The organism is Blautia sp. AF17-9LB (genome assembly GCF_003479185.1).
GTDB lineage: Bacteria > Bacillota > Clostridia > Lachnospirales > Lachnospiraceae > Fusicatenibacter > Fusicatenibacter saccharivorans.
Genome location: NZ_QUGU01000005.1, coordinates 191,611 through 207,235, shown reverse-complemented (window position 1 = coordinate 207,235; position 15,625 = coordinate 191,611). Strand labels below are relative to the sequence as shown.

The window sequence follows — 15,625 nt, the reverse complement described above, 5'->3', positions numbered from 1 at the left end:
TTCTGCAAAAAGCGCAGATACAGCAAAAAGGCTTTTCCGTGAGAAGAACGCCCGGGATTATATATGCCCAGGTACGGCAGCATCAAACAGAGAAAGCTGCTGATACTGTTCCGGATGGGAAACCTCCCAGTTGGAGGCGGCTTCCTCTCCCGTGAGCTGCCGGGTCAGAAACTGCTGTTCCAGCCGCATGTGATACATCATTTTTCCCTCGCAGGTGATAAAATATTTGGCGCGTTTCAGCACCACACCGATCTTTTTCAGATGATCAAATGAAAGATGGGAGCTTCTGCGGCTCTTTACAATCCGCATGGCCGATTTCGGCCCGATGCCGGGAACGCGCAGAAGGTCGGCATACTCAGCCGTGTTGATCTCCACCGGAAACAGCTCCATATGGCGCAGCGCCCAGTCGCATTTCGGGTCGAGCTGTGCATGAAAGTTCGGGTGGGCTTCATCGAGCAGTTCATCCGCCTGAAAACCGTAGAAGCGGAGCAGCCAGTCTGCCTGATAAAGGCGGTGTTCCCGAAGAAGCGGCGGCTTGGTTTCACGTGAGGGCAGGGCGGAATCCTCGTTGACCGGAATGTAGGCGGAGTAAAAGACGCGCTTCAGGTCATACTGCTGGTAGAGAAGCTGTGAGGTGGAGAGAAGCTGGTAATCGTTTTCCTTTGTCGCACCGATGATCATCTGCGTGCTCTGGCCGGCAGGAACGAAGGGAGCAGAGCGTTCCTTTTCCGGCAGTGACCGCGCGGAGGAGGAAGAGATCCAGCCCAGATCGGCAGCGGAGGCGGAAATCTGCTTTCGTGTATCGAAAATGGAGAGGGAGAGATAGCGGTTTCCCGAGGAACGCTCTAAAAAAGCGCTTTTCCCTGCGGTCAGCCGGTAATCTACAATACCGGACTGGATCTGGCGCATGGGTTTTAAAATCGCTTTCTGTGTCTTCTGCGGGGCCAGTTTCTGCAGCCCTTCTCCGGTCGGGAGTTCCAGATTGACGCTCATGCGGTCGGCGAGATAGCCGGTCTTTTCGATCAGCTCGGCGGGTGCGCCCGGGATAGCTTTGACGTGGATGTAGCCGTTAAAGCGGTAACGATTACGTAAAAGATGCAGAGTGCGGTACATGAGCTCCATCGTATGGGCAGGATTTTTGCAGACGGCGGAACTTAAAAAGAGTCCCTCAATATAGTTTCGGCGATAAAATTCCGTGACGAGTGTACAGACCTCCTCCGGTGTAAACGTGGCGCGCTGCCGGTCATTCCCGGCGCGGTTGACGCAGTATTTACAGTCGTAGATACAGTCGTTGCTCTGCAGAATTTTCAACAGAGAGATACAGCGTCCGTCGGAAGAAAAGCTGTGGCAGATACCGCAGGAGACCGAATTGCCGAGATGTCCCTGTTTTCCGGCACGGTTCACACCGCTGGAAGTGCACGCAACGTCGTATTTGGCCGCGTCAGCGAGAAGATTCAGCTTCTCGGAGAGAGAAAGTGTTTGTGATGATAACTGCATGGCAGAAAAATTCCTTTCTATGTCCAAATGAATACGAATAAAAGTAAAACAATAAGATAACAGGTATTTTATAAAAAGAACAACTGTTCGATAAAAGAAGTGTAACACAAATCGAACGAATGTTCAAGAGGAAAAATGAAAATAGTACAAGAAAATACTGGAAGAAAAGAAACAGAATTCGATCCGGAAAAACGTGAACAGGAAACAGCAGGGAAAATTTCTGTTAGAAAAAAGTTATACAAAAACAGCCGCACAGATCGGAAAAACAAATCTGTGCGGCTGTAAGCCAAATTTTATGGAATTGAAACGGAAGCAGAGCCGTTTACGCCAAAAGCGCCCCAATTGCCCCGAATACGCCGGAACTTGCAAGCAGCATGATGACGCTTGCAAGGAGAACACCGCCCATGATGGCGAGAACGCTGGTCTTAAAGTCCATATCGAGGATACTTGCGGCCAGTGTGCCGGTCCATGCGCCGGTTCCCGGGAGCGGGATGCCGACGAAGAGCAGCAGGGCGAGCGGAAGTCCGCGGCCGGCTTTTGCTTTCAGTTTTTCCCCGCCTTTTTCGCCTTTTTCCAGACACCAGGTGAAGAACTTTCCGATATACTTTTTATCACATCCCCAGACAAGAACCTTTCGAGCGAACAGGAAAATAACCGGAACAGGAAGCATATTTCCGATGACGGCGATCAGATAGGCCGGAAGCGTCGGAATATGGAAAGCTACCGCGTACGGAATCGCACCACGCAGCTCGATGAGCGGAACCATGGAAATCAAAAATACAATCAGATATTTGGTAATCATATACACCTCTCGTTTTTTACAAAATGTTATCGTTTCTTAGTGCAACGCTCTTATTGTAGCGTGATGCCCGCCATTTGTCCAGTATAAAAAGAAAGAAAGGAGCGGGAGTAAAAGAAATCTTAAGAATTTCTGCATTTTTGTATAATTTTATAACTTTCAAAATTTGAATTTTAGAAAACGGTATGTTAGAATGAAGTGTACTGTTTGCAAAAGAACAGCAGAGATGCCCCCAATGACAGGGGGCGTGGACTGAAATAACAAACGAGGAGGACCCACCTATGATTGCACTGATCGATTATGATGCCGGAAATATAAAAAGCGTGGAAAAAGCCTTTCAAAGCCTTGGAAAAGAGGTTGTACTGACCAGGGATCCAGACGTGTTAAAACGCGCAGATCACGTCGTTCTGCCGGGTGTCGGCAGCTTTGGAGATGCGATGGAAAATCTGAACCGCTATCATCTGGTACAGGTCATTCATGAAATCGTAGAAAAAGGGACTCCGTTTCTTGGAATCTGTCTCGGACTGCAGATCCTGTTTGAACGCAGCGAGGAGAGCCCGGGCGTGGAAGGCCTTGGCCTGTTAAAAGGAGAAATCCTTCGGATTCCGGACAAAGAGGGCTTAAAGATTCCGCACATGGGCTGGAATTCCATCCATCTGCAGAACGAGGGACGCTTATTCAAAGGCATCCCGCAGGAATCGTATGTTTACTTTGTCCACTCCTACTATCTGAAAGCAGAAGAGGAGGAAATTATAAAAGCAACGACAGAGTACAGTACACACATCCATGCATCCGTGGAAAAAGGAAATCTGTTCGCCTGCCAGTTCCACCCGGAAAAGAGTTCAGATCTTGGACTTGCCATTCTGAAAAACTTTGCGGAAATTGGAGAGGAGGACTAAGCGATGTTTACAAAACGAATTATCCCATGCCTGGATGTAAAAAACGGAAGAGTCGTAAAAGGCGTTAATTTCGTCGATTTAAAAGATGCCGGAGACCCGGTGGAGATTGCAAAAGCGTACGACAAGGCAGGAGCCGATGAAGTTGTGTTCCTCGACATCACCGCCTCCTCCGATCAGAGAGGAACGGTCATCAATATGGTGCGCAAAGTAGCAGCAAACGTCTTCATCCCATTCACCGTCGGCGGCGGAATCCGTACCGTAGACGATTTCAAGATGCTGCTCCGCGAGGGAGCCGACAAAATTTCGATCAACTCCTCCGCAATCAACAATCCGCAGCTCATTGGCGATGCGGCGCAGAAATTTGGCAGCCAGTGCGTGGTCGTTGCGATCGATGCGAAGAAGAGAGCTGACGGAAGCGGCTGGAATATCTACAAAAACGGCGGCCGGATCGATGTCGGCATCGACGCCGTCGAGTGGGCGAAAAAAGCCGAGAGCCTCGGAGCCGGAGAAATTCTGCTCACCAGCATGGACTGCGACGGAACAAAGGCGGGATACGATATCGAGCTGACAAGAACGATCGCAGAGAGCGTCGGCATCCCGGTCATCGCATCCGGCGGCGCAGGAACGCTGGAGCATTTTTATGATGCCTTAACCGAAGGAAAAGCCGATGCAGCCCTCGCCGCATCCCTGTTCCACTACAAAGAACTGGAAATTCGTGAAGTCAAAGAATATCTGGCAGGCCGTAATGTGCCGGTCCGCCTGTAAAAGGAAGGAAGAAAACGATATGCCGCCTCTTAGCGGAAGCTGGGCAAATGCCCTGAAAGGAGAATTCTCCAAAGATTATTATAAAAAACTGTTTCAGACGGTGGGAGCGGAGTACAAAACCCACACGATTTACCCACCGGCTGATGATATTTTCAATGCGTTCCACTTTACCCCGCTTGAGCAGGTAAAAGTGGTCATCCTGGGCCAGGATCCGTACCATGAGCCGGGACAGGCGCACGGGCTCTGCTTTTCTGTAAAACCAGAGGTAAGTATTCCGCCGTCCCTGGTCAACATTTACAAGGAACTTGAGGACGATCTGGGATGCTATATCCCGAACAACGGATATCTCGAAAAATGGGCACGGCAGGGTGTTTTAATGCTGAATACAGTGCTGACTGTACGTGCACATCAGGCAAATTCCCACAAGGAAATCGGCTGGGAGCAGTTCACCGACGCGGCAATCAAAGTGCTCGCCGAGCAGGACCGCCCGATGGTATTTATACTCTGGGGAAGACCGGCACAGCGCAAAAAAGAGATGATCCACAATCCGAAGCATCTGGTGCTGATGTCCGCTCATCCGAGCCCGCTTTCTGCATACCGCGGATTTTTCGGCAGCCACCCGTTTTCCAGAACGAATGAATATCTGGAGGAAAACGGTCTTGCGCCGATTGACTGGCAGATCGAAAATGTAATCCGGGGAGCGAAAGAATGAGTAAAAAGAAAAATACGTTACTGAGAAATACTTCTATTTTAATGGCCGCAACGATTATCTCGCGTGTGATCGGCCTGCTGTACCGGTCACCGCTCGGCGAAACCATTGGAAATGAGGGACTTGGCTATTACAGTACAGCGAGCAATCTGTACACGATCCTGCTGCTGATCTCGTCCTACAGTATTCCGATGGCAGTGTCGAAAATCGTATCCGAGCGCCTGGCCTTAAAAGAGTACCGCAACGCACACCGCGTCTTCCACGGTGCCCTGATTTATGCGGTAATTGTCGGCGGAATCGCTGCACTGGTGGCATTTTTCGGCGGAAAATTCCTTCTGCCGTATAACCAGCAGAATGCACTCCTTGCCTTACGCGTACTGGCGCCGACCATCTTTTTCTCGGCTGTTCTCGGCGTTCTGCGCGGTTATTTCCAGGCCCACAGCACGATGATGCCGACCTCGATCTCACAGATCATCGAGCAGGTATTCAACGCCGCATTCAGTATTGGCGCCGCCTGGTTCTTCATCCAGCAGTTCGCGACAAACGATACCGAACATGCCAAATTCGGTGCCGCCGGCGGAACCCTCGGAACAGGAGCCGGTGTCCTGGCAGGCCTCTGCTTTATGCTGATCGTTTACGGCGTAAACCGGAAAACAATTCTGCGGAAAGCTGCCAAAGACACACATCACCGTGAAGAATCCTACCGTGAAATTTTCCAGGTCCTTTTCCTGATGGTAACGCCGGTCATCTTTACGACCTTTATTTACAACTGCAACGCTTACCTGGACAACTACCTGTTCTTCACCATCCTCGGATGGCACGGTGAAAACCAGAAAGCACTGAACGCTGCATACGGAGAGTTCTCCAACTACTACGTCACCCTGATCAACGTTCCGCTTGCCATGGCAAGTGCATCTGCATCCGCCATGATGCCGGAGGTGTCCTCCTGCTATGCAACCGGTGACCTTGATGAGGCAAACGACAAAATCCTCGAGACCATCCGCCTGACGATGTTCATCTCCATCCCGGCAGCCGTCGGCCTTGGCGTACTCGCATTCCCGATCACAGGAGTCTTGTTCCCGTCAAGCTCCAGCCTTTCCGGAAAACTGCTGATGATGGGCGCCGTTTCGGTCGTATTCTCGGCCCTGTCCACCATCACCAACAGCGTCCTGCAGTCCATCGGCCAGCAGAAAAAAGCCCTGCATAACGCAGCCATTTCCCTCGGAATGGACCTCATCGTCCTGGCTCTGATCCTCGCAGTCTTCCCGAAGACAAACATCTATGCCGTTGTCTTCGCAGGAATCCTGTTCTCGCTGAGCATGTGCGTATTGAATAACCTTTCGATCCGCAAACACCTGAACTTCCGCAACGAGTTCAAAAACACCTACGTAAAACCATTGATCGCAGCCGCCATCATGGGAGTCGTAACCTGGGTTGTTTACTACGGCCTCTTTGCCATCACCAAACGCCCGTCCATCAGCATGCTGATCGCGATTCTGATCGCCATTGTCGTCTACCTGATCGCCTTCGTCGTCGTAACCGGCACAACCGAAGCCGAAATGCGCCGCATGCCAATGGGAACCAAACTGGTAAAAGTCCTGCGTATTCTGCGGATTTACCGTTAAAAACAACAAAACAAAAGTAAAACGAATCCCCGGCCGGAAAGCCTTGATAACAGCTTTCCGGCCGGGGATTTATTTTGATGTTCAGAAAATATATTATGTAATTTTACGCGTCTTTCTCGCCATTTGGCTCCTGCTTCAGGTTTTTATTCGCAGTAGAAAGCATCAGCTTAATACGATTGAGCTGGTTAACCTCCGAAGCGCCCGGATCGTAGTCAACCGCCACAATATTCGCCTTCGGATACTCCTTGCGGATCGCCTTAATAACACCCTTGCCGACAATATGGTTCGGCAGGCACGCGAACGGTTGGATGCAGACGATATTGTAAACATCGCTGTGGATCAGCTCCATCATCTCGCCGGTCAGGAACCATCCCTCACCAGTCTGGTTGCCGCAGGAGACGATCGGAGAAGCATATTTGGCCAGATCCCGTACGTCAGCCGGCGGATCAAAATGCTCACTCTTCTTGAACTCTGCAACAGCCGCACTCCGTAGCCAGTTGATCAGCTTGATACCCGTATTTCCGAGCATCGAAGAACTCTTCTTGAAGCCAAGGTGCTCCACCTTGAAATTCGTATTGTAGAAGCAGTAGCAGAAGAAATCAATCAGATCCGGCACAACCGGCTCCGCACCTTCACTTTCGAGCAGCTCCGCCAGATGGTTATTCGCCGCCGGAAGGAACTTAACGAGAATCTCGCCGACAATACCAACGCGAGGTTTCTTCTCATCCGTAATCGGAATATGGTCAAAGTCGCGGATCATCGTGCGGCAGATCTGTTTAAAGCGGGTATGGCTTAAATGTTTTGCCGAAACAAAATCAATACAGATCTTCTCCCATTTCTTGTGAATCCGGTCTGTCGTGCCCTTTTTCTGCTCATAAGGACGCATCCGGTAAATACATTTCATCATGATATCGCCGAATTCTGCTGCATAGCAGAGACGAATCGCAAGATCCGGCGTGATCTTGAAGCCCGGATTTTCCTCCAGACCGCTCAAGTTAATCGAGATGACCGGAATCTGCGTCATATCGGCCTTCTCCAGCGCACGGCGGATAAATCCGATGTAGTTCGAAGCACGGCAGCCGCCGCCGGTCTGGCTCATGATGACAGCCACTTTGTTCAGGTCATACTTGCCGGAGAGCAGCGCCTGCATAATCTGTCCGACTACCATCAGAGACGGATAGCAGGCATCGTTGTTGACGTATTTCAGTCCGACATCGACCGCCTCTTTGTTGTCGTTCGGAAGCACTTCCAGATTGTATCCGGCTGCGTTGAACGCCGGCTGCAGAAGCGAGAAGTGGATCGGTGACATCTGCGGGCAGAGGATGGTGTAGTCTTTCCGCATTTCTTTCGTGAAGACCGGTTTCTGGATCGAGGACGGAAGAATCTCGCGTACCGCCTGTTTCCGGTCATGTGCACGGAGGGCAGCGAGCAGAGAGCGGACACGGATTCTGGCAGCGCCGAGGTTGTTGACCTCATCGATCTTCAGGCAGGTATAAATCTTGCCGCTTCTGGTCAGAATCTCATAAACCTCATCGGTGGTAACGGCGTCGAGACCGCAGCCGAACGAGTTCAGCTGAATCAGGTCAAGATCGTCGCGTGTCTTTACATAGTTTGCAGCTGCATACAGACGGGTGTGGTACATCCACTGGTCATTGACACGGAGCGGACGCTCGAGCGGTGCCAGATGGGAAACAGAGTCCTCCGTCAGCACGCACAGTCCGTAGGAGTTGATCATATCCGGGATACCGTGATGGATTTCCGGATCGATGTGGTATGGACGGCCGGCAAGCACGATGCCTCTGCGTCCGGTTTCTTTCATATACTGAAGCGTTTCCTCGCCTTTTTTCTGCATATCGCGTCTTGCAGCACCAAGCTCTTCCCATCCGGCATGAACAGCAGCACGGACTTCATCCTCCGGCAGACCGGAGAACTCTTTGACAAGACCATCGGCAAGCACCTTTTCACTCGTAAACGCAAGGAACGGATTGCGGAACGTAATGGAATCGTCCTGCAGCTCGTCCACGTTGTTTTTGATATTTTCCGCATACGAGGTAACGATCGGGCAGTTGTAGTGGTTGATGGCTTCCGGGAACTCGGTGCGCTCGTACGGGATACACGGGTAGAAGATGAACTTCACACCGTGGCGTAAGAGCCAGGTCACATGGCCGTGCGCCAGTTTGGCCGGATAGCACTCGGATTCACTTGGAATCGACTCAATACCGAGCTCGTAGATCTTGCGGCTCGAGGTCGGAGAGAGTACCACGCGGTATTTCAGCTGCGTAAAGAAGGTGTACCAGAACGGATAATTCTCAAACATATTGAGGACTCTCGGAATGCCGACCTCTCCGCGGATCGCTTCATCCTGCGGCAGCGGCTGGTAGCCGAAGATCCGTTTGTATTTGTATTCGAACAGGTTCGGAATATGATCTTTGTTTTTCTCTTTTCCGATACCGCGCTCGCAGCGGTTTCCGCTGATGTACTGACGGCCGCCGGAGAATTTGTTGATGGTCAGACGGCAGCTGTTCGTACATCCCTTACAGTTTGCCATCGTGGTCGAATATTTCAGCTCGTTGATCTTTTCAATGGAGAGCATCGTGGTCTCCTGATCGGCGGAGTAGCGCTCTCTTGCGATCAGCGCCGCACCGAACGCACCCATGATGCCGGCGATGTCCGGGCGGATGGCTTCGCAGTTGGCGATCCGTTCAAAGCTTCGGAGAACAGCGTCGTTGTAGAACGTACCGCCCTGTACGACGATGTGGCGTCCCAGCTCGGTGGCATCCGAAACTTTAATTACCTTATATAATGCGTTTTTAATAACGGAGCAGGCAAGTCCGGCAGAAATATCGGCGACGGATGCGCCCTCTTTCTGCGCCTGTTTTACCTTGGAATTCATAAATACGGTACAGCGGGTACCAAGATCGATCGGGTGTTTTGCAAACAGCGCCTCATGCGCGAAATCCTGCACGCTGTAGTTCAGGGACTGCGCGAACGTCTCGATGAAGGAACCGCAGCCGGAGGAACATGCCTCGTTCAGCTGTACGCTGTCTACAGTGCCGTTTTTGATCTTGATGCACTTCATATCCTGGCCGCCGATGTCGAGAATACAGTCGACTTCCGGATCGAAGAACGCGGCAGCGTAATAATGGGAAATCGTCTCTACCTCACCCTCGTCCAGCATCAGTGCAGCTTTGATGAGCGCCTCGCCGTAACCGGTCGAACAGGACCAGGCGATCTGTGCGGAATCCGGCAGTTTGGAGTAGATCTCCTGGATCGCGCGGATCGATGTGCCGAGCGGATTTCCGTGGTTGTTGCTGTAGAAGGAATAGAGAAGAGCACCGTCTTCGCCGACGAGTGCAGCTTTGGTCGTCGTGGAACCGGCATCAATACCGAGATAGCAGTTTCCCTCGTAGGTGGAAAGATCGGCGGTCACGACGTTGTTGACACTCTGGCGCGCCAGAAATTCGTCATACTCGGCCTGATCTTTAAACAGCGGCTCAAGACGGGCAACCTCAAAATCGATAGCAACTTTCTCTTCGAGCCGTTTTTTCAGTGCGAGAAGGGAAATCTCGGTTTTTCCGTCTGCATTCATCGCAGAACCGATGGCTGCAAACAGGTGGGAGTTGTCCGGTACGATTGTATGCTCGTCATCCAGTTTTAAGGTACGGACGAATGCTGTCTTTAATTCCGAGAGGAAGTGCAGCGGGCCGCCGAGAAAGGCAACGTGGCCGCGGATCGGTTTACCGCAGGCAAGACCAGAAATGGTCTGGTTGACAACTGCCTGGAAAATGGAAGCGGAAAGATCCTCTTTTGTTGCACCGTCGTTGATGAGCGGCTGGATATCGGTTTTTGCGAATACACCGCAGCGTGCTGCGATCGGATAAATCGCCTGGTAATGCTTCGCGTATTCGTTGAGTCCGGTTGCATCGGTCTGCAGAAGAGAAGCCATCTGGTCGATGAAAGAACCGGTGCCGCCGGCGCAGATACCGTTCATACGCTGCTCCACATTGCCGCCCTCAAAATAGATGATCTTGGCATCCTCACCGCCGAGCTCGATGGCAACGTCGGTCTGCGGAGCGAGTGCTTTTAACGAAGTGGAAACCGCGATAACTTCCTGCGTGAACGGGATGCCGAGGTGGTTGGCAAGCGCAAGTCCGCCGGAACCGGTGATGACCGGCTGCAGGGTCAGTTCGCCCAGTTTTTCGTGTGCTTCCCCGAGCAGGTGGGCAAGGGTTTCCTGAATGTTTGCAAAATGGCGCTCGTAATCGGCAAAGAGAAGCTGGTTCTCTTCGTCGAGGATCGCAATTTTAACAGTGGTGGAACCGATGTCGATTCCGAGAGTATATTTTTTATCAGTCATGAATCAAACTCCTTTTATAATAAGAAACAATCTCAACACATTATACGACAAAAAATAAGGAAATACAATTGGAAAAAGGGCGATGTCTTACGAAAAAAGTATAAAGTCCTTGTGAAAAATGGAGAAACCAGGAGGGAAAAAGGCAGAAAAAAGAAAATTCAGGCATTGTCAAAAACAGATTTTGCCTGTATACTAAAAATAGTATGCCCTGCATGAAAACAGGAGGCAGGGATCATTGAGAAAGGATGAAAAGCGTTATGTATAAAATTCTGAAAATGGAAGGAAGAGCGAAGCGCGCCCATATGGAAACCGTGCACGGCAATATCGAGACGCCGGTATTCATGAATGTCGGAACTGCAGCAGCAATCAAGGGAGCTGTTTCCACCGAAGATCTCCAGCAGATCGGCACGCAGGTAGAACTTTCCAATACGTATCACCTCCATGTGCGCCCGGGAGATGAAGTCGTAAAGAAGATGGGCGGACTCCACAAATTCATGGTCTGGGACAAACCGATCCTGACCGATTCCGGCGGATTCCAGGTGTTTTCTCTGGCAGGCCTTCGGAAAATCAAGGAGGAGGGTGTCTATTTCCACTCGCACGTAGATGGAAGAAAGATCTTTATGGGACCGGAGGAGAGTATGCAGATCCAGTCCAACCTGGCTTCAACCATCGCGATGGCTTTCGACGAGTGCCCGTCTAGTGTGGCAGAGCGCCGTTATGTGCAAAACTCTGTCGACCGCACGGCGAGATGGCTGCAGCGATGCAAAAATAAGATGCAGGAGCTGAACCAGCGGGAAGACACGATCAACAAACATCAGCTTCTGTTCGGAATCAACCAGGGTGCGATTTATGAGGATATCCGCATTGACCATGCAAAACGGATTTCCGAGATGGATCTCGATGGCTATGCGGTCGGCGGCCTGGCAGTAGGAGAGAGCCACGAGGAGATGTACCATATTCTCGACGAAGTCGTTCCGTACCTGCCGAAAGACAAACCGACGTATCTGATGGGCGTTGGAACGCCGGCAAATATCCTCGAGGGCGTAGAGCGCGGCATCGATTTCTTCGACTGCGTATATCCGAGCCGGAACGGACGCCACGGCCACGTTTACACAAACCATGGAAAAATGAATCTGTTCAACCAGAAATACGAGCTGGATCCGCGCCCGATCGAGGAAGGCTGCCAGTGCCCGGCGTGCCGTCACTACAGCAGAGCCTACATCCGTCATCTGCTGAAAGCAAAAGAGATGCTCGGCATGCGGCTCTGTGTTCTGCACAACCTGTATTTCTACAACAATATGATGACAGAAATCCGGACTGCACTGGACGAGGGCAATTTTGCTTCCTACAAACGGGCAAAACTCGCAGGATTTGAGGAATACGACAAAAAGTAATCGGGAAAGTATGAAATCTTTGGAAAATATCCGAAAAAGACTTGCCCATCGGTTCCAGATTGTGTATTATGATAGGTGTGTCGAAAGAACGGGATGTACTCTCGAATAACAGGAGGAAAGAAAATGTTTTTAGCAACAACAACAGCAGCAAACAGCGGTGTGATGAGCACTGGTATGTTAATTATGTGGCTGGTCATCATGTTCGGTATGATGTATTTCTTAATGATCCGCCCGCAGAAGAAAGAGCAGAAAAAACTGCAGGCAATGCTGAATGACCTCGCAGTCGGCGATGCAGTCATCACAACAAGCGGTTTCTACGGCGTAGTCATCGATATCACAGACGACGATGTCATCGTAGAGTTCGGAAACAACAAAAACTGCCGTATCCCGATGCGCAAAACAGCCATCACAGAGGTTGAAAAACCGGAGACAGCAGTCGTTGAAGAGAAAACAGAAAAGAAAAAATAATTTCACACGGCGAAAAGCCAGGAAAAACGCAGGTATTCAAAAAGAACGAATGCCTGCGTTTTTTTCGCCCCCGAAACTTCTTCGGCGGAACACGGCGAAAACGGGGAAAAATGCCGCGTATTTTTCTTCTAAATGGAAAAAAAGCAAAAAGATTATTGCGTTTCGTCCGATGCAAAGAAATTTCGTGTTGAAATTACCGGAAAAATGGCGTATAATTTAGAAATGCTATAGACGCAGAGAAAATAGAACGGTTTTTCAGCCGGAAGAAAAGAGGGAGAAAGATATGGAATACCGTATTGGATTAATTCACGGTGACGGAATCGGACCGGAAATTGTAAAGGAAGCAAAAAAAGTTCTGGACGCTGTCTGCGAGAAATATGGACATAAGTTTGAATATACCAACCTTCTGCTGGGCGGAGCCTCCATTGATGTGCACGGCGTGCCGCTGACAGATGAAACCATAGAAGAAGCAAAGAAATGCGACGCTGTCCTGATGGGATCCATCGGAGGAGATGCAAAAACATCCTCATGGTACAAATTAAGCCCGGACAAGCGCCCGGAGGCAGGACTCTTAAAAATCCGGAAATCGTTAGGCCTGTTTGCAAACCTGCGTCCGGCTTACCTGTATCAGGAATTGAAGGATGCCTGCCCGTTAAAAGAAGAGATCATCGGCGAGGGCTTCGACATGCTGATTATGCGTGAGCTGACTGGCGGCCTGTACTTTGGAGAGCGCAGCACTGTAGAAGAAAACGGCATCCGGAAAGCAACCGATACGCTGACCTACAGCGAGACCGAAATCCGCCGCATTGCAATCCGTGCATTCGACATCGCCATGAAGAGAAAGAAAAAAGTAACGAGCGTAGATAAAGCAAACGTTCTCGATTCCTCCCGTCTGTGGAGATCCGTGGTAGAGGATGTTGCAAAAGATTACCCGGAAGTTACCTTAGAGCATATGCTGGTCGACAACTGTGCGATGCAGATCGTCCACAATCCGTGCCAGTTTGACGTCGTTCTGACCGAGAACATGTTCGGAGATATTCTTTCCGATGAGGCAAGTATGGTAGCAGGCTCGATCGGAATGCTTTCTTCCGCCAGCCTGAACGAGACAAAATTTGGTCTGTACGAGCCAAGCCACGGCTCTGCACCGGACATCGCAGGAAAGAACATCGCAAACCCGATTGCAACGGTTCTGTCCGCAGCCATGATGCTCCGCTATTCCCTGGATCTCGATCAGGAGGCAGAGGCAGTCGAAAATGCTGTACAGAAAATTTTAAAAGACGGATACCGCACCGTAGACATTATGTCTGAGGGATGTACCCAGGTATCTACATCCGAAATGGGAGATCTGCTGGTAAAAGCACTGGCATAAAACTGTAAGATAAGAAAAGAGGAAAAAATCATGAGAAGTGATGCTGTAAAAAAAGGAATCGCACAGGCGCCACAGCGTTCTCTGATGCGTGCGCTGGGTCTGACCGAAGAAGAAATGAAAAAACCGCTCGTAGGAATTGTAAGCTCCTACAATGAGATCGTACCGGGTCATATGAACCTGGATAAAATTACAGAAGCTGTAAAAATGGGCGTTGCCATGGCAGGCGGAACACCGATCGTGTTCCCGGCCATTGCAGTCTGTGACGGTATTGCCATGGGCCACATCGGAATGAAATATTCCCTCGTTACCCGTGACCTGATCGCCGATTCCACCGAGTGTATGGCAATGGCTCACCAGTTTGATGCACTGGTATGTATCCCGAACTGTGATAAGAACGTACCTGGCCTTTTGATGGCAGCAGCAAGAGTCAATGTTCCGACCGTATTTGTCAGCGGCGGTCCGATGCTTGCCGGCCATGTAAAAGGTGAGAAGAGAAGTCTTTCCAGCATGTTCGAGGCGGTTGGATCCTACGCAGCCGGAACTATGACAGAGGAAGATGTTTATGATTTTGAGTGCAATGCATGCCCGACCTGCGGTTCCTGCTCCGGTATGTACACGGCAAACAGCATGAACTGTCTGACCGAGGTTCTCGGCATGGGCTTGAAAGGAAACGGAACGATTCCGGCCGTATATTCCGAGCGTCTGCGCCTGGCCAAGAGAGCCGGTATGCAGGTTATGGAGCTGTTAAAACAGAATATCCGTCCAAGAGACATTATGACAAAAGAAGCATTCTTAAATGCGTTGACCGTCGATATGGCACTTGGATGTTCCACCAACAGTATGCTGCATCTGCCGGCCATCGCGCATGAGGCAGGCGTAGAGCTGAATCCGGAGATGGCAAATGCCATCAGTGAGAAGACCCCGAACCTCTGCCATCTGGCTCCGGCAGGATACCACTACATTGAGGAGCTGAACGAGGCCGGCGGTGTTTATGCCGTTATGAACGAGCTGAATAAACTGGGACTTCTGCACACCGAGTGCATGACCGCAACCGGAAAGACCGTTGGCGAGAATATCAAAGGCTGTGTCAACAAAAACCCGGAGATCATCCGTCCGGTAGAAAATCCATACAGCAAGACCGGCGGTATTGCTGTCCTGAAAGGAAACCTGGCACCGGATACCGCAGTCGTCAAACGTTCTGCCGTTGTACCGGAGATGCAGGTTCACGAAGGACCGGCCAGAGTCTTCGACTGTGAGGAGGATGCCATCGAGGCAATCCGCGGCGGCAAGATTGTGGCAGGCGACGTTGTTGTCATCCGTTATGAGGGACCAAAGGGAGGCCCTGGTATGCGTGAGATGCTGAATCCGACCTCTGCGATTGCAGGTATGGGACTTGGCTCTTCCGTAGCTCTGATTACAGACGGCCGTTTCTCCGGCGCATCCCGCGGTGCATCCATCGGTCATGTCAGCCCTGAGGCAGCAGAAGGCGGTCCGATCGCGCTCGTTGAGGAAGGCGACCTGATCCGCATCAATATTCCAGAGCACAAGCTGGAGCTTGCCGTATCGGATGAAGAGCTGGCACGCAGAAAAGCTGCATGGACTCCGAGAGAGCCGAAAGTAACCACAGGCTATCTGAAACGCTACGCAAAGATGGTTTCCAGCGCAAATAAGGGAGCCATTCTGGAGTTCTAATAGAAAAAAATCATATCAGCCGTCCGAACGTGCATTTTCATCGGATGGCTG

The 15,625-nt window shown here is 50.8% G+C and carries 12 protein-coding genes; 9 read left to right on the top strand and 3 right to left on the bottom strand.

The features are described from left to right. Window positions 1-57: 57 nt before the first annotated feature. Together DWX00_RS07530 and DWX00_RS07525 are read right to left on the bottom strand one after the other, a co-directional pair. Window positions 58-1,497 carry a putative DNA modification/repair radical SAM protein gene (locus DWX00_RS07530; protein ID WP_118594948.1) on the bottom strand — a complete coding sequence of 480 codons (1,440 nt, stop codon included), beginning with the start codon at window positions 1,495-1,497 and terminating at the stop codon, window positions 58-60. A gap of 322 nt (window positions 1,498-1,819) precedes the next feature. Next, entirely contained in the window at window positions 1,820-2,299 is a 480-nt protein-coding gene (locus DWX00_RS07525; RefSeq protein ID WP_055265411.1) for a COG2426 family protein, read from the bottom strand. Window positions 2,300-2,577: 278 nt separating this feature from the next. Here DWX00_RS07525 and hisH point away from each other — a divergent pair, with 278 nt between their 5' ends. The 4 genes from hisH to DWX00_RS07505 are packed head-to-tail and all read left to right on the top strand — an operon-like array spanning window position 2,578 to window position 6,294. Next, on the top strand, window positions 2,578-3,195 hold the full coding sequence (gene hisH / locus DWX00_RS07520; RefSeq protein ID WP_118594947.1) for an imidazole glycerol phosphate synthase subunit HisH: 618 nt from the start codon (window positions 2,578-2,580) through the stop codon (window positions 3,193-3,195). Window positions 3,196-3,198: 3 nt separating this feature from the next. Beyond that, window positions 3,199-3,960, top strand: coding sequence for an imidazole glycerol phosphate synthase subunit HisF (gene hisF / locus DWX00_RS07515; protein ID WP_118594946.1), 762 nt, complete (start codon window positions 3,199-3,201; stop codon window positions 3,958-3,960). 19 nt (window positions 3,961-3,979) lie between these two features. Beyond that, window positions 3,980-4,672 carry a uracil-DNA glycosylase gene (locus DWX00_RS07510; protein ID WP_022461926.1) on the top strand — a complete coding sequence of 231 codons (693 nt, stop codon included), beginning with the start codon at window positions 3,980-3,982 and terminating at the stop codon, window positions 4,670-4,672. After that, window positions 4,669-6,294 (top strand): putative polysaccharide biosynthesis protein, encoded by a 1,626-nt coding sequence (locus DWX00_RS07505; RefSeq protein WP_022461927.1) that lies wholly within the window; start codon window positions 4,669-4,671, stop codon window positions 6,292-6,294. Before DWX00_RS07510 ends, DWX00_RS07505 begins: the two co-directional genes overlap by 4 nt. A gap of 103 nt (window positions 6,295-6,397) precedes the next feature. Here the strand turns inward: DWX00_RS07505 and DWX00_RS07500 are convergent, their stop codons facing one another. Next, on the bottom strand, window positions 6,398-10,651 hold the full coding sequence (locus DWX00_RS07500; RefSeq protein ID WP_118594945.1) for a 2-hydroxyacyl-CoA dehydratase: 4,254 nt from the start codon (window positions 10,649-10,651) through the stop codon (window positions 6,398-6,400). A gap of 257 nt (window positions 10,652-10,908) precedes the next feature. Here DWX00_RS07500 and tgt point away from each other — a divergent pair, with 257 nt between their 5' ends. From tgt to ilvD, 5 genes are all read left to right on the top strand, one after another. Next, on the top strand, window positions 10,909-12,045 hold the full coding sequence (gene tgt / locus DWX00_RS07495; RefSeq protein WP_117804425.1) for a tRNA guanosine(34) transglycosylase Tgt: 1,137 nt from the start codon (window positions 10,909-10,911) through the stop codon (window positions 12,043-12,045). Between the two features lie 123 nt (window positions 12,046-12,168). Further along, window positions 12,169-12,513, top strand: coding sequence for a preprotein translocase subunit YajC (gene yajC, locus DWX00_RS07490; RefSeq protein WP_117509198.1), 345 nt, complete (start codon window positions 12,169-12,171; stop codon window positions 12,511-12,513). Next, window positions 12,485-12,733, top strand: a complete 249-nt coding sequence (locus tag DWX00_RS19860; protein WP_117804395.1) for a hypothetical protein — start codon at window positions 12,485-12,487, stop codon at window positions 12,731-12,733. The genes yajC and DWX00_RS19860 overlap by 29 nt, the downstream gene beginning before the upstream one ends. 63 nt (window positions 12,734-12,796) lie before the next feature. After that, window positions 12,797-13,882, top strand: a complete 1,086-nt coding sequence (leuB, locus tag DWX00_RS07480; protein WP_117804396.1) for a 3-isopropylmalate dehydrogenase — start codon at window positions 12,797-12,799, stop codon at window positions 13,880-13,882. Window positions 13,883-13,912: 30 nt separating this feature from the next. Next, window positions 13,913-15,574, top strand: coding sequence for a dihydroxy-acid dehydratase (gene ilvD / locus DWX00_RS07475; RefSeq protein ID WP_117801682.1), 1,662 nt, complete (start codon window positions 13,913-13,915; stop codon window positions 15,572-15,574). Window positions 15,575-15,625 lie beyond the last annotated feature (51 nt).